Here is a 22,082-nt window from a genome sequence, read left to right on the forward strand (position 1 = left end):
ACGGGGCCCGGCGGGGAAGGGACGCGCGCCGCTCGGCGCCCGCCGCCCTCCCCGCCGGGTTCGCGGCCCGTGTCACTGGTGCCCTTCGGGCAGCCGCGGCAGCTTCGTCTCCAGGGTGTCCTCGTTGTCGGGGTCCACCGGCGCCCGCGTGTCGGCGGGCTCCCCGGCCGCGGTCGCACCCGTACCGGACACCGTGGCCTCCTGCGCATGTACGGACCCGTCGTCCCCGACGGAGCCATCAGCCTCCCCGGCGCCCCCGATGCCCCCGGCCTCGTCGGCCTCGCCCGTGCCGCCGGCCTTCTCCAGCAGCACCGTGCCCCCCTGCGCGTTCGTCGTGGCCCCCGCGCCCGCGACGTCCCCGGCGCCCTCGGCCGCCGCGCCGCCCGCCGGCTCGTCCTCCTCGGGAGCCTTGCCCGTCAGGGCGGCCAGCGTGTTGCGGACGTGCGTCATGTGCTCGCGCACCTTCTCGCGCCGCTCCGTGTGCTCACGCAGTATCCGGTCGGTGGCCCGCTCGATCCGCTCGACCTCGACCCTGGCCTGCGCCAGCAGGTCGGATGCGCGCGCCTCGGCGTCCTCGTCGCGGTGCCGCGCCGCCTCCTCGGCCTCCGCGAGGAAGCGCTCCGCCTCGGCGACCTTGGCCCGGCCCAGCTCCTCCAGCTCCGCCACCCGCAGTTCGAGGTCGGCCTCCTGCGCCGCCAGGTCGCGGCCGGCCGCCTCCCACTCCTCGGTCTGCTCCTGCTCCTGCTCGCGCAGCATCCCGGTGGTGCGCTGCTCCATCTCGTGCAGCGCGTCCTGGGCGGCGGTCCGCCACTGCCCGGCGTCCTTGACGGCCGCGGCCTCGATGGCGTCCGCCTCGGCCCACGCCGCCTCGACCGTACGGCGCGCCTGGTCCTCGGTCTCGTCCCGCAGCTCCTGCGCGGCCCGGTCGGCGGCCTCCTGGATCTGCCGCGCGTACGCCTCGGCCTCCTCGCGCGCCCGCTCGGCCGCCTCCTCGGCGTCCTTGCGCAGCCGCGCCGCCTCGGACTCCGCCGTCGTCAGGATCAGCCGCGCCTGGTCGCCCAGCGACTCGTACGTCTGCGGCGGCAGCTGCCGGACGTACTCCTGCAGCTCCGCCAGCTCGGCCGTCATCTCGTTGGCGAGGACCGTCAGCCGTGCCGCGCGCTCCCAGCAGGAGTCACGGTCGACCGAGAGCCCTTCCACCCGGCGGTCGACATCCTCGGGACGGTAGCCACGTCCTCGTACGATCTCGAACCCGTGAGGCGAAACCGATGCACTCATCCCTCAAGCCCCTCTCCGATGTGCGGCACACTCGCGCGCACATCTTTCTGGATCGATTCGAAGCGACCGTTACGCGACACTCCGCCCCTTTCCATCGTCCAAGGATGCGTCAATTGTTGCCAGAAGTCGGAATCGGGACATCTTCGCGGAGTGCCTGGAAGAGCCGCCGCGCTCCCTGCTCGTCCCACTCCACCACATCACCGAGACCGCCCAGGTTCACCCCGGGGTTCGCCACCGGAACGGTGGTCGCCGCACCCGCCCCGTCCGCGATCTTCTTCATCGACCAGCCCAGGCGTGCCAGGTCCGGCACGCCCGCCGCCCGGTCCACCGTCAGCGCCGACAGCGCCGCGTCCAGCGCCGGGACCAGCGCGAACGGGTTGAGCAGCACCTTGGCCCCGAGCATCTTGTCGCCGAGCGCGCCGATCAGCTGCCGCTGCCGCCTGACCCGGCCCAGGTCACCTTCCGGATCCGTATACCGCGCCCGTACGTACGCAAGTGCCCGCACTCCGTCCATCTCCTGGCAACCCGCCCGGAAGTCGGCACCCGACTTCTCATCCTTGAGCGGTTTGTCCAGGCACATCCGTACCCCGCCGAGCGCGTCCACCACCTTCACGAAGCCGAGGAAATCCACCTCGGCGTAGCGTTCGATCCGCAGCCCCGTCGCCTGCTCCACGGTGCGCGTCAACAGCTTCGGTCCGCCCTCGGCGAACGCCACGTTCACCTTGTTCCGGCCGTGCCCCGGCACCGCCACATAGCTGTCCCGCGGCAGGCTCACCAGATAGGGGCCGCTGTCCCCGTGGTGCAGCACCATGATCGTGTCGGTGTTCAGTCCCTGGTCGTTGCCGACGTGCAGCCGCTCACGCTGCTCGGGCGTCAGGCTCTCCCGGCTGTCCGAACCGACCAGCAGCCAGTTCGTGCCCTTGCCCGGCGACGGCCTGCCGGAGTAGTCCGCGACGGCGTCGGTACGGCGCACCTGGTCGCCCGCCCAGACGTACAGCGCCACCCCGCCCGCCACCGCCAGCACCACCAGAACCAGCAGCACCACCGCGATCCGCTTCGGCCAGGACAGCCGGCGCCGCCGGCCGTCCGGACGGCGGCCCCAGCGGCCCCCGCCCCCGGACCCGGACCCACGCCCGGACCCGCGTCCGGCCCGGTACAGCGTCGACGTACCCTCCGGCGACGGGGGCTGCGGCGACCACGACGGCTGATCCATATACGAAGGATCATGGTGACCCGCCCGTCCCGCAGGTCGAGCGCCGCCGGAGGCGGCACGGGCGGCCCACCGGCAACCGGCGCATCGCCCGTCCCCCGCGGCCGCGCCCTACAGCAACCCGTCCCACATCTGTTCGAGCAGCACCGACCACCACGTCTCCGGCGACCCCAGCGCCGGCGCGTCCAACGCCACCAGCTGCGCCTGGAAGTCCACCGTCCAGCGCCCCGCCTGCTCCGGCGTCAGCCCGTACCGCAGCCGCCACATCCGGCCCAGCATCGCCAGACAGCGCACGAACTCCGGCAGCCCGCTGTTCACGAACTGCGGCACCGCCGGCTGCCCGCCCGGCCCCTGCGCACCGCCGTCCAGCGGCACCGCCACGATGTGCGCCGTCCCGTACTGCACACACAGCTGACGGCCGAAGTCGTTCCCCATCACCAGGTACGACCCCGCGTCGGCAGCCGGCCGCACCCCGCGCTCCGCGGCCAGCTCCGCCAGCGTCGGCACCGGACGGCCCGGCTGCGCCTGCGCCCAGAAGAACGGCCCGAAGTCCACCGGCAGCCCGGCCCACACCAGCGTCTGCGCCACCACCTCCGGCACCCCGTGCCGGGAGACCGCCCGCTGATCGAACCGGAAGATCCCCTGCGGACCGAACGCCTGCTCCAGCTCCTGCCCGAACACCTGCGGCGGTACCGGCGGCACCGCCTGCACCTGGGACGGGTGCGGCAACGGCGCCCGCACCGGAGCAGGCCGCGCCGGACCGTCCGCCACCTGGTGCAACTCACCCTGGTGCTCCACGAGGTGGCGCACCCCCTGCTGCCGCGAGGCGTGCTCCGTCCCGTACGCCGCGGTGTGACTGATCCGCACCTGCGGCCAGGTCTCACGGACCATCCGCGCGCAGTACCCGCCCGGCACGTCGCACGACTCCAGCTCCGTGTGCAGCTCCAGCACCTGCTGCGGCGGGACGTTCATCCCGCGCAGCTCGTGCAGCAGCTGCCACTCCGGATGCGGGGTGCCCGGCGCGGAACGCCGCACGATCTTCTGCTCCGAACCGTCCGGGGCGCGGTAGCTCAGGACGGCCATGTAGCCGGGGCCGACGGTCGGCTGCCCGGACGGCGGCGCCTGCGGACAGCCGTACGCGCCGGAGGCGGGCGGCTGCATGGCGGACGGCGGCACCCCGGGCGGCTGCGCGGCCGGGCCGGGGGCCACCGGGCCGGATGCGGGCGGGCCGGGGGCGGCCGGAGCGGGTGCGGGCGGGCCCGGGACGCCGGGCGGCGGCATCCCCGAGCCGCCGAGGACTCCCGCGCCGTCGGCCAGCATCGTCGCGGCGGCGTGCACACCGCCGTCGGGGCCGGTCGTACCACTGGGACCGGTCGAGGGCGGGGCGGACGGTGGCGGGGGCGGACCGCCCGCAGCGCCGGGCGGGGCCTGATCACCGGGCGTACCGGATGTACCGGGCGTACCGGGAGCCTTCGGCCCGCCGGGCGGACCCGGCGGCACGCCAGGAGGCGCCGGAGGCGGCGGCACACCGGGGCCGGCGGAGCCGCCAGCACCGCCCGGGCCCCCCGGGCCCCCCGACCCGGCCGCGTCGGACGGCAGCGCGGCGCCACCGGCCAGCATCGTCGCGGCCGCGTGCACCCCACCGGCACCGGGACCGGCCGACGGCGGAGCAGGCGGCCCCTGCTCCCCTTCCGGCGCGGCCTGCTCCGGGCCGTCCACCGCACTCAGATCCACCTGGTCGGCGTCGAGCTGCGACACGAGCTGCGTCGGGACGTACCCGCCCGCCGGAGCGGCGGCGGACGGCGCCGACGCGTCCGTACCACCGTCCGGCGCGCCCGGCCTTTCGGCAGCACCGGACCCCGCCGCGTACGCGGGAGGCGGCGGCACGTCGGCGATCGGCGGCCCGGACGGCGGCGGCAGCTCCGCCAGCCCCGCCGCGTGCGGCCCGGACCCGCCCGGCCCCGGCGGAGGCGACGACGGCATCGGCGGCGTCACCGGCTCGCCGGCCCCCGCCTCCTCGACCGCCGGCGCCATCATCGTCCGCGGCAACCGGCTGCCGCCCGCGATCAGTTCCGTCCTGGCCTCGGCCCCCGCGCCCGCCGGCGGCGTGTCCTCGTCGTCGAACCCGGCCAGCGGCGGCGCGAAGACCGTCGCGGGCAGCCCCACCGAACGGTCGTCGGTGTCCTCGTCCGCCCGGACGTCCGTCCCCGCCCACGGCGTCACGACGGCCGGCTCGTCGCGTACGGAAGCGCCCTGACCCGGCACCGGTACGGAACCAGCCTGATCCGGTACGGACACGGAAGCACCCTGATCCGGCACGGAAGGGACGTCCACCGGCACGGAAGGGGCACCCGCCGGAACGGAAGGAGCACCCGCCGACGCGGCCGGCTCCCCCGCGGGCACCACCAGCCCCGCCCCCGACGTCCGCCGGTCCGCCGCCTCCTGCAACCACTCCGGCGGCGTCAGCAGGAACGACGTCGCCTCCAGATCGATCCGCTGCGGCGGCGCCTCCGCCACCACGGCGTCCGCCACCGCGCCGTACTCCTCCTCGTACCGCCGGATCACCTCACCCACCGGCAACCCCGGCCACAGCGTCGTCTCCCCGCTGTCCCGCGCGATCACCAGCCGGGCCCGGCCACCCTCCGTCGTCGGACCACCCGCGCGGTCCTCCGCCCAGGCCACGAACCCCAGATCGAACTCCCGCACCCGCACCTCACGCTGGAACGGACCCGACACGTCCTCGTTGACCCAGCGCTCCGCGCGCTCCTGCGCCTGCGCGAACGTCACCACCGCGCCTCACCCCTCCACCGGAACGACACGCGCGAAGCCGCCGTCCACCATCAGACCCGCCACCGTCTCCAGCTCCGGCGGACTCCCCGCCAGCTCCCGCAGAAAATCGTCGAAATCCGCCCCGCACGGCAACAGCAGCTGCTCCACCCGCTCCTGCACCGGCCACCCGTCCCGGTCCCGCGCGTCGTCGTACGCGCAGAACCACACCGAACCCGGCGCCGCACCCCGCACCTGCACCGCTATCACCCCGCCCTGCACGAACCCCACGCCCAGGTAGTCCTTGGTGAAGTGATCGCGCAGACACTTGTTGACGTACACCAGATCGTTCAGCGCGGCCTCGTCCCACACCGTGAAGAACGGCTGGTCCACCAGCAGCCCCAGATCCGCGTACAGCCCCACCCCCACCGGCGCACACCCGCCCGCCGCCTTCAGGAACGAACGATAGGCACCCGGCAGCCGGTACCCCAGCGCCTCCTCCGCCTGCCGCACCTGCTCCTCCGGCACCGACAGCTCCCGGTGCGGCAACCCGAAATGCACCGGCCGCGTGTCCTGCAACGGCCGCGTCCCCCGCTTACCGTGGTCCACCGCCGCCGTCGCCAGCCCGCCGTGATGCCGCAACAGCGCCTTCACCTCGACCGGCACCAGCTCCATCCGCCGCGAACCCGCCACGTGATGCCACGTCCAGCCGTGCGGCGTCGCCACCGCCGGCACGTCCTCCCACAACTCGTGCCCCTGCGCGTGCAACGCCACGTTCGCCGACACGTAGTCCGTCAGCCGCAACTCGTCCACGCCGAAACCCTCCGGCGGCTCCGCGATCTCCGCCGCCGCCCGCGCGTACGACGAGAAATCCGGGAACCCGGACCCGTCCACCGGCACACCCCGCGGATACCGCGCCGCACGCACCGGATCCGGAAAATGCACGACCTGCCCGGCATAGGCCGTGTTCGGTGGCGCGGCGTGGCCCGCGACCTGAGGGCCGGGAGGTGCCCCCAGCCCGTGCCGACCTGACGTCATGGCGGTGCTCCCTGGCTGAATCCGGCTACTGGGCACAGCCTATGCCGTACCGCAACCCGCCCTCCCGCGCACGTCAACCGGCCTCCCCCCGGCCCCGCCCCAACCACCGGCGGCACACCGCCACTTCACCGCACGCCCCCACCTCGCAACCACCCGCCCCAGCACCACCGGAACACCCCGGAACCCGGCCCCGCACCCGGACACAACCGTGACATCACCGACAGCACACCCGACTTCCCCAACACCCACCACATTTGGCAGGCTGACCCTCCCCCTACCCTTGCGGGGGACCTCCGGCGTCCCGGGGATTCGGGGAGGGAAAAGCACTGACCATGCGCACCACGGCACACCACAACACCGCCACCGCGGGAGACCCCCGCGTCGGCTGGAGCGGCACCGCCGACGACGACCGTCCGCCTGCCCTCCGCCACCGCCGCGACGGCATCCTCCCCACCGTCGGCGCCGCCCTCTCCGTACGCGGACGCACCCTCACCTGCACCGCCGGCAAAGCCGAACAACCCCCCGTGCTCCACCACCTCGTCCAGGACTTCCTCGACACCCTCGCCACCGCCCAGCGCGAACGCTTCACCGGCCGCTGCCCCGAAGCCGTCCTGCTCAGCCGCCACCTCACCGCCGTCGAGGCCAACCGCGGCAAACGCGCCTCCCGCAAACCCCTCACCAACGGCGAGGCCCGCCGCTCCCTGAAGCACTCCAAAATCACCGCCCGGCACATCCGCGAGGACGGCGACCCCCTGCACGGCAGCTACGCTCCCCCCTGTCGCTCCTGCGACGCCCTCCTCGCCTTCTTCGGCGTCATGCCTATCGGTACGCACGCAGGGAGCTGACCCGCACCATGCCCCCCACCGCACCGTCCGCGGACTCCACCGCGCCGGCCTCCGCCGCGCCCGTCGCCCCGGTCTACGACTCCTACGACCGGACCTCGGCCACCCGCTTCCCCGTCGCCGTCGACGCCGCCCTCCAGGACGCCGGCTGGCGCACCGGACGCTGGGACATACAGCAGGCCGAACACTGGGCCGACGCCCTGCGCGCCCACACCTCCCCCGCCGGGCACCGCCACACCGTCTTCCCCGCCGCCGTCGAGGCCTGGGCCGAATTCGGCGGCCTGGACATCACCCCCACCGGCCCCGGACGCCACATCGCCCCCACCCCCTTCACCCTCGACCCCCTGCACGGCCTCCACCTCGCCCGCACCCTCGGCGACCTCGGCCGCGCCCTGGAGACCGACGTCGCGCCCCTCGGACAGGAAGCCGGCGGACAGGCCGTCCTCGCCATCGACACCGAAGGCCGCGTCTACAGCCTCGACCACACCGGCGACTGGTACCTCGGCCCCCACATCGACCAGGCCCTGGGCACCCTCGTCCTCGGCATCCGCCCCACCCGGCTCAGCCAGGCCACGGCACGGGAGAGCTGAACGGGGCCACGCTTCCCGCCCTCGAAGCGGGCACCCATCCCTCCGCTCGCCCCTTACCTCCCCGCACCTTCCCGTATCCCCCTTACACCCCTTACGCCTTACCGCCCCGGCAGCACCGCCGACACCCGGAAGCCACCCGCCTCCGTAGGCCCCGACACGAACACCCCACCCAGCCCGGTCACCCGCTCCCGCATACCGACCAGGCCATTACCCCCACTCGGCAACCCCACGTCCGCCGCGCCCCGCTCCGACGGACCGTTCTCCACCTGCACCGCCACCTCACCCTCACGATGCGCCAACCGCACCCGGGCCCGCGCACCCGGCGCGTGCTTGTGCACATTCGTCAGCGCCTCCTGCACCACCCGGTACACCGTCTGCTCCACCCCCGACGGATAACCGCCCTCCGCGGCCACACCGTCCACCGACAGCTCCACCGCCATCCCGGCAGCCCGCGACTGCCCCACCAGATCCCCCAGCTCCACCAGCGACGGCCCCTCCCCCTCCGGCTCCGCCGTCACCACCGCCGCACCACCACGCACCGCACCACCACCGGACCCCGACGCGGCCTCCGCCGCCCGGCCCGGCCTCTCCGGCCCCTCCGGCCACGAACCACCGGCACCCGCCGCCTTCGTCTTCGCCTTCGACGCCACCGCCACCAACCGCTCCGGCTCGTCCGACACCGGCGCCGACGACCGCCCCGACGCCCCCTCCGCCGTCCGCAGCACCCCCAGCATCTCCCGCAACTCCGTCAACGCCTGCCGCCCCATGTCCCCCACCAGCGCCGCGTTCCGCGACGCCTTCTCCGGATCCTTCAACGCCACCGCCTGCAACGCCGCCGCATGCACCACCATCAGACTCACCCGGTGCGCCACCACGTCGTGCATCTCCCGCGCGATCCGCGTCCGCTCCTCGTTGCGCGCCCACTCCGCCCGCTCCTCGGCCCGGTCGGCCAGCAGCGACAACTCCCGCTCCAGCCCGTCCGCCCGCTCCCGCAGACTCTCCACCAGCCGGCGCCGCGCACCGACGTACAACCCCCACAACACCGGCGGAGCCGTCACCACCAGCGCCACCGCCGCCGCCATCACCAGCACGAACCACGACGGCGGGTTGAAGTCCGGCTCACCTCCCACGTCCTGCCGGATGGTGAAGAAACCGGAGACCAACGTCCCGGCCACCGCCATCCCCGTCAGCAGCCCGATCACCCGCCGCGGCACGTCCGAGACCGCCAGCGAATACAGACCGATCATGCCCAGCAGCGCGCCCATCTGCGCCGGCGTCACCGCCACCGACACCAGCACCACGGCCACCGGCCAGCGGCGCCGCAGCAGCAGCACCGGCCCCACGACCAGTCCGAGCAGCAGCCCGGCCCACGCCGGCAGCCCCGTGTCGCCCGCGAAGTCCAGCCCTTCCAGCACGGTCTCGACGGTCGACACGACGGCCAGCGACACATCGAGCACCACGCTCCGCCGCCGCGGCCACCACCACGGCCCGGCGGGCGTATCCCGCGCACCCGTTGCTTCGATTGCCCCCGTTGCGGTCATACCGACCAGCCTACGGGCGGGTGCGAGCGATTTTCCGTCGAGCGCTCTGCACGCGAGTGCACCGTTACGGACGGGTACCGAATTATTTACCCTCGAACTATTGAATCGCCCGAATTTTCGACCTCGCGCGCCCGCACCGGCCCCAGCCTGGCCTCATGCACCACCACACACGATCGGACTTCGAGTCCCTGCGCGAACAGGCGGTCACCCTCCGCCGCGACGGCCTGAGCCGCCGCCAGATCCGCGACCGCTTACACATCCACAACAACGACATCCTCAACCGCCTCCTCGAAGGCGAACCACCTCCCGACTGGACCCGCCGCCCGAACGCGAAGGACGGGCTGCGGGCGAGGGCGCGGGAGCTTCGGGAAGAGGGGATGACGTACGACGAGATCGTGGCCGAGCTCGGCGTCTCCAAGAGTTCGGTCTCGCTCTGGGTCCGCGACCTCCCCAAGCCGGCAGCCTCACCGGAGCGCATGCACCGGATGCGGGAGGCCCGCTGGGAACCGCACCGCAAAGCGGTGGCCGAAGCCCGTAAGCAGACGAAGGAGGACGCGGCCCGCGACATCGGCACCCTCACCGAGCGGGAACTGTTCCTCATCGGTGTCGGCCTCTACTGGGCGGAGGGCTCGAAGAGCAAAGCGCATCGCACGGACGAGTCGGTCACGTTCATCAACAGCGACCCGGGCATGATCGAGACCTATCTGGCCTGGCTGAAACTGCTGGCCGTCGGACCCGATCGGCTGCGCTTTCGCGTGCTGATCCATGAATCAGCCGATGTGGCGGCGTCCGAACGCTACTGGGCGGATCTGGTGGGCGTGGATGTCGCAGCTTTCGGCAAGACGACACTGAAGAAGCACAACCCGAAGACCGTCCGCAAGAATGTCGGCGAGGACTACCACGGCTGTCTGGTCGTTCGTGTTCTGCAAGGCACAGAGCTGTACCGTCGCATCGAAGGCTGGTGGTACGGCATAGTGTTGGGAGCGAGGTCAACAGCCTGACGCAATGTCCGGTTTAGACCGCAATAGTCCCCCGTGGTGTAATTGGCAGCACTGTGGCTTTTGGTGCCATCTGTTCGGGTTCGAGTCCTGACGGGGGAGCAAAGCGAAGTTCGGGTCCCGACCTCCGGTCGGGACCCGCCCGCGTTTCGGCCGCAAACCGCACCGGTATCCTTCGGGTGTCCACCACCCGAAGAAGCCGAAGGGCATCCCGTGAGCGCCAACCGCCCGGCCGCCGTCGTCGTTCTCGCAGCGGGTGAGGGCACCCGCATGAAGTCGTCGACCCCCAAGGTTCTGCACGCGATCTGCGGTCGCTCCCTCGTGGGGCACGTCGTCGCCGCCTCCCGTGAGCTGGACCCCGAGCACCTCGTGGTGGTCGTGGGTCACGCCCGTGAGCAGGTCGGCGGGCATCTCGCCGAGATCGACCCGGATGTGCGCACCGCTGTCCAGCACGAGCAGAACGGCACCGGTCACGCCGTCCGCATGGGCCTGGAGGAGCTGGGCAACGGCGGTGTCACCCTCGACGGCACGGTGATCGTCGTGTGCGGCGACACCCCGCTGCTGACCGGCGAGACCCTGAAGAAGCTCGGTGACACCCACGCCGCGGACGGCAACGCCGTCACGGTGCTGTCGGCGGAGGTGCCGGACTCGACCGGGTACGGCCGGATCGTGCGGGACGAGAACACCGGCGCGGTGACCGAGATCGTCGAGCACAAGGACGCCACGGACGCGCAGCGCGCGATCCGGGAGATCAACTCCGGGGTGTTCGCGTTCGACGCGCAGCTGCTGACGGACGCGCTGGGCAAGGTGCGTACGGACAACAGCCAGGGTGAGGAGTACCTCACGGACGTGCTGGGGATTCTGCGCGAGGCCGGGCACCGGGTCGGTGCCGCGGTGGCGGACGATCACCGGGAGATCCTGGGCATCAACAACCGCGTGCAGCTCGCGGAGGCGCGGCGTCTGCTGAACGAGCGGCTGCTGACGCGGGCGATGCTGGCCGGTGTGACGGTCGTGGACCCGGCGACGACGTGGGTGGACGTGTCGGTGACGTTCGAGGCGGACGCGACGGTGCACCCGGGTACGCAGCTGCTGGGCGGTACGCATGTCGCGGCGCACGCGGAGGTGGGTCCGGACGCGCGGCTGAAGGACACGTCGGTGGGTGAGGGCGCGAAGGTGTCGTTCACGGTCGCGGACGGTGCGAAGGTCGGTCCGGGGGCGAGTGTGGGTCCGTACGCGTATCTGCGTCCGGGTACGGACCTGGGGCCGAAGTCGAAGGCCGGCGCGTACGTGGAGATGAAGAACTCGAAGATCGGTGAGGGCACGAAGGTGCCGCACCTGTCGTACGTGGGTGACGCGACGATCGGTGAGTTCACCAACATCGGTGCGGCGAGCGTGTTCGTGAACTACGACGGCGAGGCGAAGCACCACACGACGATCGGTTCGCACTGCCGGACCGGCTCGGACAACATGTTTGTGGCTCCTGTCACGGTCGGGGACGGTGCGTACACCGCCGCCGGCTCGGTCATCACCAAGGATGTGCCCCCGGGTTCGCTGGCGGTCGCGCGCGGCCAGCAGCGGAATATCGAGGGTTGGGTCGCTCGTAAGCGTCCCGGAAGCGCCGCCGCGCAGGCTGCGTCTGCTGCCGGCCAGGAGTCCGACGGCGAGCAGTGATCGTGCTCGGGTGCGCCGTGCGGGGCGTACCGTGATAAGTGCACGCAAACAGGATCTGAGGAGATTTGCTGTGACCGGGATCAAGACGACCGGCGAGAAGAAGCTGATGCTCTTCTCCGGCCGCGCCCACCCCGAGCTGGCTGAGGAGGTCGCCCACCAGCTGGGTGTCGGGCTGGTCCCGACCAAGGCGTTCGACTTCGCCAACGGAGAGATCTACGTCCGTTACCAGGAGTCGGCGCGTGGTGCGGACTGCTTCTTGATGCAGAGCCACACGGCTCCCATCAATAAGTGGATCATGGAACAGTTGATCATGATCGATGCGCTGAAGCGGGCCTCGGCCCGGAGCATCACCGTGGTCATCCCGTCGTACGGGTACGCCCGTCAGGACAAGAAGCACCGTGGCCGCGAGCCGATCTCGGCCCGCCTGATCGCGGATCTGCTGAAGTGCGCGGGTGCCGACCGGATCGTCACGGTCGATCTGCACACCGACCAGATCCAGGGCTTCTTCGACGGCCCGGTGGACCACCTGTTCGCGCTGCCGGTCCTCGCGGACTACGTGGGCGCCAAGGTGGACCGCGAGAAGCTGACGGTGGTCTCGCCGGACGCGGGCCGGGTGCGGGTCGCGGACCGCTGGTGCGACCGGCTGGACGCGCCGCTGGCGATCGTGCACAAGCGCCGGGACAAGGACGTGGCGAACCAGGTCACCGTCCACGAGGTCGTCGGTGACGTGAAGGACCGGGTCTGCGTCCTGGTCGACGACATGATCGACACCGGTGGCACGATCTGCGCCGCGGCGGACGCGCTGTTCGCGAACGGCGCGGCGGACGTCATCGTGACGGCCACGCACGGCATCCTGTCCGGTCCGGCGGCGGACCGGCTGAAGAACTCCAAGGTCAGCGAGTTCGTCTTCACCAACACCCTGCCCACCCCGTCCGAGCTGGAGCTGGACAAGATCACGGTGCTGTCGATGGCGCCGACGATCGCGCGGGCGATCCGTGAGGTGTTCGAGGACGGCTCGGTGACCAGCCTCTTCGAGGAGCAGTGAGCCGGATTCCGTAGCCCGTAGGGGCTTACGGAGATCGACTTTGGGGGCGGCCTCCCCGCCGGGTAGACTCATGGAGTTGCTCGGCGAGGGAGGCCGCACTTTTCTGTGGTGCGGCGGTCCGTTATCGACGCGCTCTTCGTAGCAGGTCTGTCGTGGGCCGGGTGACGCCCCACAGATCCGTCCGGTCGTCCGTCGACCGTGCCGACTACGAGGAGTGCCGCCATGGCTGAGGTCAAGCTCGACGCCAAGATCCGTACCGACTTCGGTAAGGGTGCCGCCCGCCGTTCGCGCCGTGAGGACATGGTTCCCGCCGTGATCTACGGCCACGGTGACGCGCCGAAGCACATCGCCATCCACAACCACGCGCTGATGATGGCCCTGAAGACCCCGAACGCGCTGATCCGTCTGGAGATGGACGGCGAGAGCATGCTGGTCATCCCCAAGGCCGTGCAGCGTGAGGCCATCCGTGGCTTCCTGGTCCACGTGGACTTCCTGGCCGTGCGCAAGGGCGAGAAGGTCACCGTCGAGGTGCCGATCCACGTCGAGGGCGACCTGGCGCCGGGTGCCAACCTGCTGGAGCACCTGCTGAACACCCTGTCGCTGGAGGCCGAGGCCACCCACATCCCGGAGTCGGTGACCGTCTCCGTGGCGGGCCTGGACGCCGGTGACTCGGTGCACGCCAAGGACATCACCCTGCCGACCGGTTCGACGCTGGCCATCGACGAGGAGACCGTGGTGCTCCAGGTCGTCGCGGCGCAGGCCGAGGCGCCGGCGGCGGGCGAGGGCGACGAGTCCGCCGAGGGCTGATCGCTCCCGTAACGGGCGTTACTGTCTCAACCGCTGCCCCGCACTCTCGGTGCGGGGCGGCGGTTGAGCCGTTTCAGGGTGGGTCGCTGCAAGGAGACATGAGGATGACGACGGACGCCGAGGGCCCCTGGCTGATCGCGGGGCTGGGCAACCCGGGCCCGGAGTACGCGGCCAATCGCCACAACGTGGGGTTCATGGTGGCGGATCTGCTCGCGGAGCGGATGCGCGCACGGTTCAAGGCGCACAAGGCGCGGGCGCAGGTCGTGGAGGGCCGGATCGGTCCGCCGGGGCCGGGGAGCCGGCGGGTGGTGGTGGCCAAGCCGATGACGTTCATGAATCTGTCGGGTGGTCCGGTGACGGCGTTGCGGGACTTCTACAAGGTTCCGGTGGCGAACATCGTCGCGGTGCACGACGAGCTGGACATCGATTACGGGGCGCTGCGGCTGAAGCTGGGCGGCGGTGACAACGGGCACAACGGGCTGAAGTCGATGACGAAGTCGCTGGGGCCGGATTATCACCGGGTGCGGTTCGGTATCGGCCGTCCTCCGGGGCGGATGCAGGTGGCGGACTTCGTGCTGAAGGACTTCTCCGGTGCGGAGCGCAAGGAGCTGGACTACTTCGTGGACCGGGCGGCGGACGCGGTGGAGGGGCTGGTGCTGGACGGTCTGGAGCGGGCGCAGAGTACGTACAACTCCTGAGCGGTCCGGTGTTCCGGGGTGCACGGGCCGGTGTCCCAGGTCGCACCGGCCGGCGTCCCAGGTGGCACGGGCCGGCGTCCCAGGTTGACCGCGCGCAGTCATATGGCCAAGGATCGCCGCCATGCCCAAGAGCCGCCCGAGCAGCAAGAAGCGCAGCCGCCCCGTCAAACGCAGCCGTACCCGCCGGATGGGGGAGAGCGCGTACGGGCTGCTGCTCGTCGCCCGTATGGGGCTGATGGGGGCGCTGGCGCTGCTGTTGCTGGTGGCGGGTGTCTGGACGTCGTGGAACACGGCGCGGTACGCGATGCTCGTGGAGGCGCGGGAGCGCGGGACGATGACGGTGACGGCCTGCCACGAGGACCGGTGCACGGGTCCGTATCTGCCGTTGGAGGGCAGTCGGCGCCGGACGCAGGTGTCGATAGCCGCCGCGGCCGCTCCGGACAAGGGTGAGCAGGTCGAGGTGACGGTGCAGCCGGGTACGGACCGGGCCGTCCGTATCGGGGCGGGCGGCATTCTGCACGCGTGGGTGCCGTTCGCGGGGTCGTTGCTGCTGGCGGCCCTGGTGGTGGCGGGCGGGATGAAGCTGCGGCGTACGGCCTGGGTGATGGGGCTGATGGGGACGGTGTTGCTGGGGGCGACGTTCGCGGCGCTGTAGGGCGGGGCGTCCGGGCGGGGCGTCCGCGCGGGGTTTCCGTACTCCGATACGACCGTTGGCCAGGGCACATGCCCTGGCCAACGGTGTTTGTTCTACGGGCCGGCCGTCAGGCTCGCCCGGAGGTGCGCCGTCAGGCTCACCCGGTGTTGCGGAGTCCCGCCGCGACGCCGTTGACGGTGAGCAGCAGCGCCCGCGCCAGTACGGGGTCGGCTTCCTCGCCGCGTTCCGCCGCGGCCCGCTGGCGGTGCAGCAGGGTGACCTGGAGGTAGGAGATCGGGTCGAGGTAGGCGTCCCGGATGTGGAACGTCTGCTTGAGGACCGGGTTGGATTCGAGCAGTTCGCTCTCGCCGGTGACGCGCAGGACTTCCTGGACGGTCAGCTCGTGTTCGGCCTTGATCGTGTCGAAGACGTGCTTCAGTTCGTCGGGGACGAGGGTGTCGACGTAGTGCCGGGCGATCCGCAGGTCGGTCTTGGCCAGCGTCATCTCGACGTTGGACAGGAAGTTGCGGAAGAAGTGCCAGTGCTCGTGCATCTCGTCGAGGACGACGTCGAGTCCGGCTTCGCGGGCGGCCTTGAGGCCCGTGCCGACGCCGAACCAGCCGGGGACGATCTGGCGGGACTGGGTCCAGCCGAAGACCCAGGGGATGGCGCGCAGGCCGTCGAGTCCGGCGCCGGAGTCGGGCCGGCGGGAGGGCCGGGAGCCGAGGTGGAGTTCGGCGAGCTGGTCGACCGGGGTGGACGCGAAGAAGTACGCGGGCAGGTCGGGGTCCTCGACGAGCCGCCGGTACGCGCCGTGGGCGGCGTCGGAGACAGTCTCCATGGCGGCGTCCCAGCGGGCCAGCGCCTCGTCGGACTGGCGCGGCGCGGTGTGCAGCGCGGAGGCCTGGAGGGTGGCGGCGACGGTCAGTTCCAGGTTCTCCCGGGCGAGGGAGGGGACGAGGTACTTGTCGGAGATGACCTCGCCCTGTTCGGTGACCTTGATCTCGCCTTCGAGGGTGCCGTAGGGCTGGGCGAGGATCGCGTCGTGGGAGGGGCCGCCGCCGCGGCCGACGGTGCCGCCGCGGCCGTGGAAGAGGCGCAGGCGTACGCCGTGCCGGTGGGCGACGTCGCGCAGCAGGCGCTGGGCGCGGTGGATCTCCCACTGGGAGGTGGTGATGCCGCCGAACTTGGAGGAGTCGGAGTAGCCGAGCATGACCTCCTGGACGTCGCCGCGCAGGGCGACCAGGCGCCGGTAGGAGGGGTCGGCGAGCATCTCGTCGAGGAGCTGGTCGGCGATCTTCAGCTCGTCGGTGGTCTCCAGGAGCGGCACGATGCCGATCTTGGCCCAGCCGGCGTGCAGGTCGATCAGGCCGGCCTCGCGGGCCAGGACGGTGGCGGCGAAGACGTCGTCGGAGCCCTGGCACATGGAGATGATGTAGGACTCGACGACCTCGGGGCCGAAGGTCTCCTTGGCCTTGAGGACGGTGCGGAAGACGCCGAGGGTCTTGGCGCCGGCCTCGTCGAGGGGGGCGGGGCTGGGGGCGAGGGGGCGGCGCGAGCGCAGTTCCTTGGCGAGGAGCTTGCGGCGGTAGTCGCGCGGCATGTCGGTGTAGCGCCAGGATTCCTCGCCGAGGCGGTCGAAGAGCTGGCCGAGGGCGTGGTGGTGGGCGTCGGCGTGTTCGCGGACGTCCATGGTGGCGAGCTGGAGGCCGAAGGCCGCGATCGTACGGATCGTGCGTTCCAGGCGGCCGTCGGCGACGAGGCCGCCGCGGTGCTCGCGCAGCGAGGTCTGGATGAGGGTGAGGTCCTCGATGAGGCCGGTGGTGCCGAGGTAGTCGCGGCCGGGGACGTGCGGGGTGTCGTTGGCGAGGCGTTCGCGGGTGTTGACGAGCTTCTGGCGGATGCAGGTGGCCTTGAGGCGGTAGGGCTCCTCGGCGTTCAGCCGCTTGTAGCGGGGGCTGATCTCGGGGAGGGCGTCGAGGTCCTGCTGGAGGGAGGCGAGGAGTTCGTCGGTGGCGCCGCAGTTGCGGATGGAGTTGGACAGGGCGCCGCGCAGCTCGTCGACGTGTTCGAGGGCGTCGGTGATGCCGTGTTCGTGCTGGAGGATCAGGACGTCCCAGGTGACCTGGGGGGTGACGTTGGGGTTGCCGTCGCGGTCGCCGCCGATCCAGGTGCCGAAGGTCAGGGGGCGGGTGCCGGGCGGGAGCTGGGCGCCGGCCCGTTCGAGTTCGGCGGCGAGGTCTTCGAGGACGTCGCCGACGGCGCCGCGGCCCAGCTCGTCGAGGTAGTAGATGGCGTTGCGGGCCTCGTCGGTGGGCTCCGGGCGGGCGACGCGCAGTTCGTCGGTCTGCCAGATGAGGTCGATGTTCTCGGCGAGGCGCAGGTCGGCGCGGCGGCGTTCGCCGGTGTCCGTGCGGTCCAGCAGTTCGGCGACCTTGCGGAGCTTGGTCAGGACCGAGCGGCGGGCGGCTTCGGTGGGGTGTGCGGTGAAGACGGGCCGGACGCCGAGGTTGGCGGCGGTGGCGCGCAGGTGCTCGGGGTCGGCGTCCTTGAGCATGTCGGCGGTGCGGGCGAGGATGCCGCCTTCGGCGGCGCGCCGGGCGCGCAGTTCGCGGCCGCGGTGCACCTGCTCGGTGACGTTGGCGAGGTGGAAGTAGGTGGAGAAGGCGCGGACCAGCTTGGCGGCGGTGGCGAGGTCGGTCTCGCCGAGGAGCCGGGCGGCGGCTTCGCCGTCGGTGCGGGTCAGAGCGCGCACCTGTTCGACGAGGTCCAGCAGCTCCTGGCCTTCCTGGCGGACGAGGGTCTCGCCGAGGAGGTCGCCGAGGCGGCGGATGTCGGCGCGCAGGGGGCCGTTGTCGCGTGCGGCACCGGCGGCGGCCGGGGTGTCGGTGGCGCCGGTGCGCTCGTCGTTCGCGGCGGGGGTGGGGTCGGCACTGCTCACAGGTGCGGCTCCTTGCAGTGATCTTCGTGATCTGAGCACGTCCGGGCGCTGGCAGGGGTGCTCCGCAGCGGCTGCCGGGGTGTGCCCGGCGGCGCTGGGGGCGGTTCGCGGACCGCGCTGTCCGACGTTCCCCAGGATAGGTCTCCGCGGCGTCGGCGGATCACCCTGTCCGTTGGGTGGGCACCTACCTGTTCGGGGTGGCGCTCACACCTGGACGTTGTTCATATGTGACGGAACTTGCACGGTTCCCTCACCTTCTTTTGCCGCAATTCGGTCACCCGTCACCGACCTGTCGGACCCTTGCCCGTACCGAGGGCGCTGCCATACTTACGAAACCGTAGGTTACGGTCCCGTAGCCGTGACCGTGCCCCGAGCCCCCGAGCCCCCGAGCCCCCGAGCCCCCGAGCCCCCGAGCCCCCGACGAGGGACACCACATGACCGCTAGCCCCGAAGTCATCGAAGAGTCGCCGAAACCCGCCGAAACCCCGCTGCCGTCCGCGACGCTCGGCAGCGACAGCAAACGCTCGGTCGAACAGATCACCCTGCTGCTGTTCATCACCCTGCCCTTCGTGGCGCTGGTGGCCGCGGTGCCGCTGGCCTGGGGCTGGGGCGTGAGCTGGCTCGATCTGGCGCTGATGGCGGCGATGTACTTCATCGGCTGCCACGGCATCACCATCGGCTTCCACCGCTATTTCACCCACGGCGCCTTCAAGGCCAAACGCCCGCTGCGCATCGCGCTGGCGGTCATGGGGTCGCTGGCGGTCGAGGGACCGCTGGTGCGCTGGGTGGCCGACCACCGCAAGCACCACAAGTTCTCCGACGCCGAGGGCGATCCGCACTCCCCCTGGCGGTTCGGCGAGACGGTGCCGGCGCTGATGAAGGGCCTGTGGTGGGCCCACATCGGCTGGATGTTCGACGAGGAGCAGACGCCGCAGCACAAGTACGCGCCGGACCTGATCAAGGACCCCGCGATCCGCCGGATCTCCCGCCAGTTCGTCCTGTGGACCGTCGTCTCCCTCCTCGTCCCGCCCCTGGTCGGCGGCCTGGTCACGCTGTCCTGGCAGGGCGCGGCCACCGCGTTCTTCTGGGGCTCCCTGGTCCGCGTCGGCCTGCTCCACCACGTCACCTGGTCGATCAACTCGATCTGCCACGCGGTCGGCAAGCGCCCGTTCAAGTCCCGCGACCGCTCCGGCAACGTCTGGTGGCTGGCGGTGCTCTCCTGCGGCGAGTCCTGGCACAACCTGCACCACGCGGACCCGACGTGCGCCCGGCACGGCGTCATGAAGGGGCAGCTGGACTCCAGCGCCCGCCTCATCCGCTGGTTCGAGAAGGCCGGCTGGGCGTACGACGTGCGCTGGCCGAACGCCTCCCGCCTCGACGCGAAGCGCGCGGACGCCGTCGCACCCGGGGGTACCGGGCGGTGACAGCCGGGGAAGGCATGATTGACGGGTGGCGATCGACGGCAGCAGCGTGAACGACAACCAGGGCAAGGCCCCCTCCGGCGCGGGGACCCGGCGCACCCGCAGAGTGCGGATGACGGGCGCCCAGCGCCGTGAGCAGCTGCTCGACATCGGTCGCGCCCTGTTCGCGGAGCGCGGCTTCGAGGGCACCTCGGTCGAGGAGATCGCGGCGAAGGCCGGCGTCTCCAAGCCGGTCGTCTACGAGCACTTCGGCGGCAAGGAAGGGCTGTACGCGGTCGTGGTGGACCGCGAGATGCGCCAGCTGCTGGACATGGTCACCGGCGCCCTGACCGCCGGCCACCCCCGCGAACTCCTCGAACAGGCCGCCTTCGCCCTCCTCGACTACATCGAGACCTACACCGACGGCTTCCGCATCCTGGTCCGCGACTCCCCCGTGGCCCAGTCCACCGGCACCTTCGCCTCCCTGATCAGCGACATCGCCACCCAGGTCGAAGACATCCTCGGCCTGGAATTCAAGGCCCGCGGCTTCGACCCGAAACTGGCCCCGCTGTACGCCCAGGCCCTGGTGGGCATGGTCGCCCTGACCGGCCAGTGGTGGCTCGACGTCCGCAAACCCAAAAAACCCGAGGTCGCCGCCCACCTGGTGAACCTCGCCTGGCACGGCCTGGACGGCCTGGAGCCGAAGCCCCGCCTGATAGGCCATCGGCGGGCCTGACCCCGGCCCGACCCGGACCCGCTCCCCCACCACGAGCCGGTAGAGAGCCCTGCGCGCACACCCGCATGCGCTCGCGGCCCCTGAGCCACTTCATGGAGCGGCAGTCCGATCGCCCCCAAACACCCCGTAACCCCTTTTGTGCGACACTCCCCATTACTCCACATAAATTCGACCGAATTCCCCAAGCTGCGCGCCGCTATTTCCACCCCCTTTACCTCCCCATCGCCAAATCAAATACCTCCACGCGCTATAGTCGCCTCGCTTTCGCGGACAGCAACTCCCCTCCCCGCCTCGATATCCACCACGCGGACGCCGTAACCTCTCCCTACGGCATTCAGGGAAAGACCCGGCCGATACAGCCGCACTCCACGGGGGGGAGACCGCGACATGGCAAATGACTTCCGGATCGACGTCGCGCGCGTAGAGAAGATGCTCACCGAGCTCTCGGACGCCGACGACCGCATGCGGGACGCCCAGAAGCGCCTGAACAAGGTGGGCCCGAAGGCCCTGGGGACCGACGGCCTCGACGACGCCTGCGACGAGTTCCAGGGCCAGTGAGGCCGCGGGGCAACAGGCTGTGGGGCACACACTGATGGTGACCGTACGAGCCGAGGAGCGCCGTATCGCTGCCGAGGTGACGTCACCTTGCGCGCGTCGGACCGTCGGCCTCGATTCCGCCTTCGGTTGAGACCATCCCAGCGCCCTACAGAATCCGGTGGTGCGCCGTGTGCGGCCCCGTAAGGAGAACTGAGCCATGTGGCCAGACTTGGAACAAAAGATCGTTGCGGCTCTGCCTCAGGACGAGCGGTTCGTGGGCGGGTTCAGCGTCATGCGGGCGACCACCGGCCAGGACTCGGTGAGTTCCGACGCGCCGGCCGAGCGTCGGCCGCGGGTGCTGGCCGGGGAGGGCGGTCTGTGGGGTGCCGTCATCTCGGCCTTCTTCAAGGGGGTCATCAACGATGTGGGGTCGCCGTCGACCCGGGAGGGCACCGAGGATCCCGCCAAACGTCCGAAGCGGCAGCGGAAGAACGCCTCGTTCTTCGGCGGCTGGGACAGCCTGGCCGGGCAGTGGCTGGCGGCGGCACAGCCTCGCTCCCGTGCGGGGCTGGTCACTACCGTGGTCCTCACCGACAAGCAGCTGCGCTTCGTGTACGTACCCAGCCGGCGTCTGACCGGCCGCCTCGGCGACACGGTCGAGCTGGGGGCGTCTTTCTCGCCTGGATCCCTGACTTGGACGCGCCGCAGGAACACGCACTTGGACGTGCAGTTCGGGTTCACCGACGGGTCCTGGGGCACGGTCATGGTCGCGCCGGAAGAGGATTTCCTCAAGGTTTTTCCCGCGACTCTCAGCCATACGGTTCCCATCCCGTAGCCCCTCACCTTCTTGCGGAAGACGTACAGGAATCCGGGAAGCCCCGTCAGTTGTCGCTTCCAGGAATCCCAACCGGTTTCTGGTCCGATCGTGCACACGAAGCTCCGGCCCCATAGCCCGATGCCTTCTCGCCTCGCCAAGGAGTTATGCGTCTCGACACCCGGACTTGAGCAGAAGGTTCGGTCCGCGATCCCGCCGGGCGAGGAACTGGTGGTCGGCTTTGAGGGCTCGCGTTCGTCGGCGTTCAGCCGCGGTCGAAGACCGGGGCGGCCGCTGTCATGGCCGTCACCGATGTGTGTACGCGTTTTGTCTATGTGCAGTGCCGGCGGGTCCGGGGCGGGCTGGGTGAGGCCGTTGAGCTGGGGGCCTCGTTTTCGCGTGATGCTCTGGTGTGGACTCGGCGGCACGAGCCGAAGAATGAGATGCAGTTCGGGTTTTCCGACGGGTCGTGGGGGACTCTGTTCGTCCCCGGCGAGGACGAATTCATGAGGCATTTTCCGGAGACGCTGGGTCAC

General features: G+C 71.2%; 18 protein-coding genes and 1 tRNA gene. 13 read left to right on the plus strand and 6 right to left on the minus strand.

The window, feature by feature from the left end:
• Positions 1–72: 72 nt before the first annotated feature.
• The 4 genes from JXZ78_RS14515 to JXZ78_RS40260 form a co-directional block, all read right to left on the minus strand.
• Positions 73–1,200, minus strand: coding sequence for a coiled-coil domain-containing protein (locus JXZ78_RS14515; RefSeq protein ID WP_308281026.1), 1,128 nt, complete (start codon positions 1,198–1,200; stop codon positions 73–75).
• 187 nt (positions 1,201–1,387) lie between these two features.
• Positions 1,388–2,491, minus strand: a complete 1,104-nt coding sequence (locus JXZ78_RS14520; RefSeq protein WP_372498423.1) for an LCP family protein — start codon at positions 2,489–2,491, stop codon at positions 1,388–1,390.
• A gap of 108 nt (positions 2,492–2,599) precedes the next feature.
• A complete protein-coding gene (locus tag JXZ78_RS14525) occupies positions 2,600–5,278 on the minus strand; it encodes an SUKH-4 family immunity protein (protein ID WP_030020138.1) in 2,679 nt (892 codons plus the stop codon).
• A gap of 6 nt (positions 5,279–5,284) precedes the next feature.
• Positions 5,285–6,292: an SMI1/KNR4 family protein gene (locus tag JXZ78_RS40260; protein ID WP_030020137.1), complete on the minus strand. Its 1,008-nt coding sequence runs from the start codon at positions 6,290–6,292 to the stop codon at positions 5,285–5,287.
• Positions 6,293–6,624: 332 nt separating this feature from the next.
• Between JXZ78_RS40260 and JXZ78_RS14545 the strand changes: the two genes are divergently transcribed.
• Together JXZ78_RS14545 and JXZ78_RS14550 are read left to right on the plus strand one after the other, a co-directional pair.
• Positions 6,625–7,137, plus strand: coding sequence for a YwqJ-related putative deaminase (locus JXZ78_RS14545; protein ID WP_030020136.1), 513 nt, complete (start codon positions 6,625–6,627; stop codon positions 7,135–7,137).
• Between the two features lie 8 nt (positions 7,138–7,145).
• On the plus strand, positions 7,146–7,724 hold the full coding sequence (locus tag JXZ78_RS14550) for an SUKH-3 domain-containing protein (protein ID WP_030020135.1): 579 nt from the start codon (positions 7,146–7,148) through the stop codon (positions 7,722–7,724).
• A 98-nt stretch (positions 7,725–7,822) separates the two neighbouring features.
• Here JXZ78_RS14550 and JXZ78_RS14555 read toward each other — a convergent pair whose 3' ends face one another.
• Positions 7,823–9,265: a sensor histidine kinase gene (locus JXZ78_RS14555; RefSeq protein ID WP_167745427.1), complete on the minus strand. Its 1,443-nt coding sequence runs from the start codon at positions 9,263–9,265 to the stop codon at positions 7,823–7,825.
• 155 nt (positions 9,266–9,420) lie between these two features.
• Between JXZ78_RS14555 and JXZ78_RS14560 the strand changes: the two genes are divergently transcribed.
• The 7 genes from JXZ78_RS14560 (at position 9,421) to JXZ78_RS14590 (ending at position 15,139) form a co-directional block, all read left to right on the plus strand.
• Positions 9,421–10,266: a helix-turn-helix domain-containing protein gene (locus JXZ78_RS14560; protein ID WP_030020133.1), complete on the plus strand. Its 846-nt coding sequence runs from the start codon at positions 9,421–9,423 to the stop codon at positions 10,264–10,266.
• Positions 10,267–10,293: 27 nt separating this feature from the next.
• Positions 10,294–10,365 (plus strand) — tRNA-Gln (locus JXZ78_RS14565).
• 111 nt (positions 10,366–10,476) lie between these two features.
• The gene (glmU, locus tag JXZ78_RS14570; protein WP_030020132.1) at positions 10,477–11,934 is read left to right on the plus strand and encodes a bifunctional UDP-N-acetylglucosamine diphosphorylase/glucosamine-1-phosphate N-acetyltransferase GlmU; all 1,458 of its coding nucleotides are present in this window, start codon (positions 10,477–10,479) and stop codon (positions 11,932–11,934) included.
• Between the two features lie 70 nt (positions 11,935–12,004).
• Complete coding sequence (locus tag JXZ78_RS14575) at positions 12,005–12,979, plus strand: ribose-phosphate diphosphokinase (protein WP_003984389.1); 975 nt, start codon at positions 12,005–12,007, stop codon at positions 12,977–12,979.
• 222 nt (positions 12,980–13,201) lie between these two features.
• Positions 13,202–13,786 (plus strand): 50S ribosomal protein L25/general stress protein Ctc, encoded by a 585-nt coding sequence (locus JXZ78_RS14580; protein WP_030020131.1) that lies wholly within the window; start codon positions 13,202–13,204, stop codon positions 13,784–13,786.
• Positions 13,787–13,890: 104 nt separating this feature from the next.
• A complete protein-coding gene (gene pth / locus JXZ78_RS14585; protein ID WP_030020130.1) occupies positions 13,891–14,484 on the plus strand; it encodes an aminoacyl-tRNA hydrolase in 594 nt (197 codons plus the stop codon).
• 121 nt (positions 14,485–14,605) lie between these two features.
• A complete protein-coding gene (locus JXZ78_RS14590) occupies positions 14,606–15,139 on the plus strand; it encodes a hypothetical protein (RefSeq protein WP_030020129.1) in 534 nt (177 codons plus the stop codon).
• Positions 15,140–15,275: 136 nt separating this feature from the next.
• Here JXZ78_RS14590 and ppc read toward each other — a convergent pair whose 3' ends face one another.
• Positions 15,276–18,059, minus strand: a complete 2,784-nt coding sequence (gene ppc, locus JXZ78_RS14595) for a phosphoenolpyruvate carboxylase (RefSeq protein ID WP_030020128.1) — start codon at positions 18,057–18,059, stop codon at positions 15,276–15,278.
• A 434-nt stretch (positions 18,060–18,493) separates the two neighbouring features.
• Here ppc and JXZ78_RS14600 point away from each other — a divergent pair, with 434 nt between their 5' ends.
• The 4 genes from JXZ78_RS14600 (at position 18,494) to JXZ78_RS14615 (ending at position 21,567) form a co-directional block, all read left to right on the plus strand.
• On the plus strand, positions 18,494–19,483 hold the full coding sequence (locus JXZ78_RS14600; RefSeq protein WP_030017189.1) for an acyl-CoA desaturase: 990 nt from the start codon (positions 18,494–18,496) through the stop codon (positions 19,481–19,483).
• Between the two features lie 25 nt (positions 19,484–19,508).
• Positions 19,509–20,195, plus strand: coding sequence for a TetR/AcrR family transcriptional regulator (locus tag JXZ78_RS14605; protein WP_030017188.1), 687 nt, complete (start codon positions 19,509–19,511; stop codon positions 20,193–20,195).
• Between the two features lie 387 nt (positions 20,196–20,582).
• Entirely contained in the window at positions 20,583–20,753 is a 171-nt protein-coding gene (locus JXZ78_RS14610) for a hypothetical protein (RefSeq protein WP_157851441.1), read from the plus strand.
• Between the two features lie 196 nt (positions 20,754–20,949).
• Complete coding sequence (locus JXZ78_RS14615) at positions 20,950–21,567, plus strand: hypothetical protein (RefSeq protein ID WP_030017187.1); 618 nt, start codon at positions 20,950–20,952, stop codon at positions 21,565–21,567.
• Positions 21,568–22,082 lie beyond the last annotated feature (515 nt).

Source organism: Streptomyces monomycini (genome assembly GCF_022271435.1).
GTDB classification, from domain to species: Bacteria; Actinomycetota; Actinomycetes; order Streptomycetales; family Streptomycetaceae; genus Streptomyces; species Streptomyces monomycini.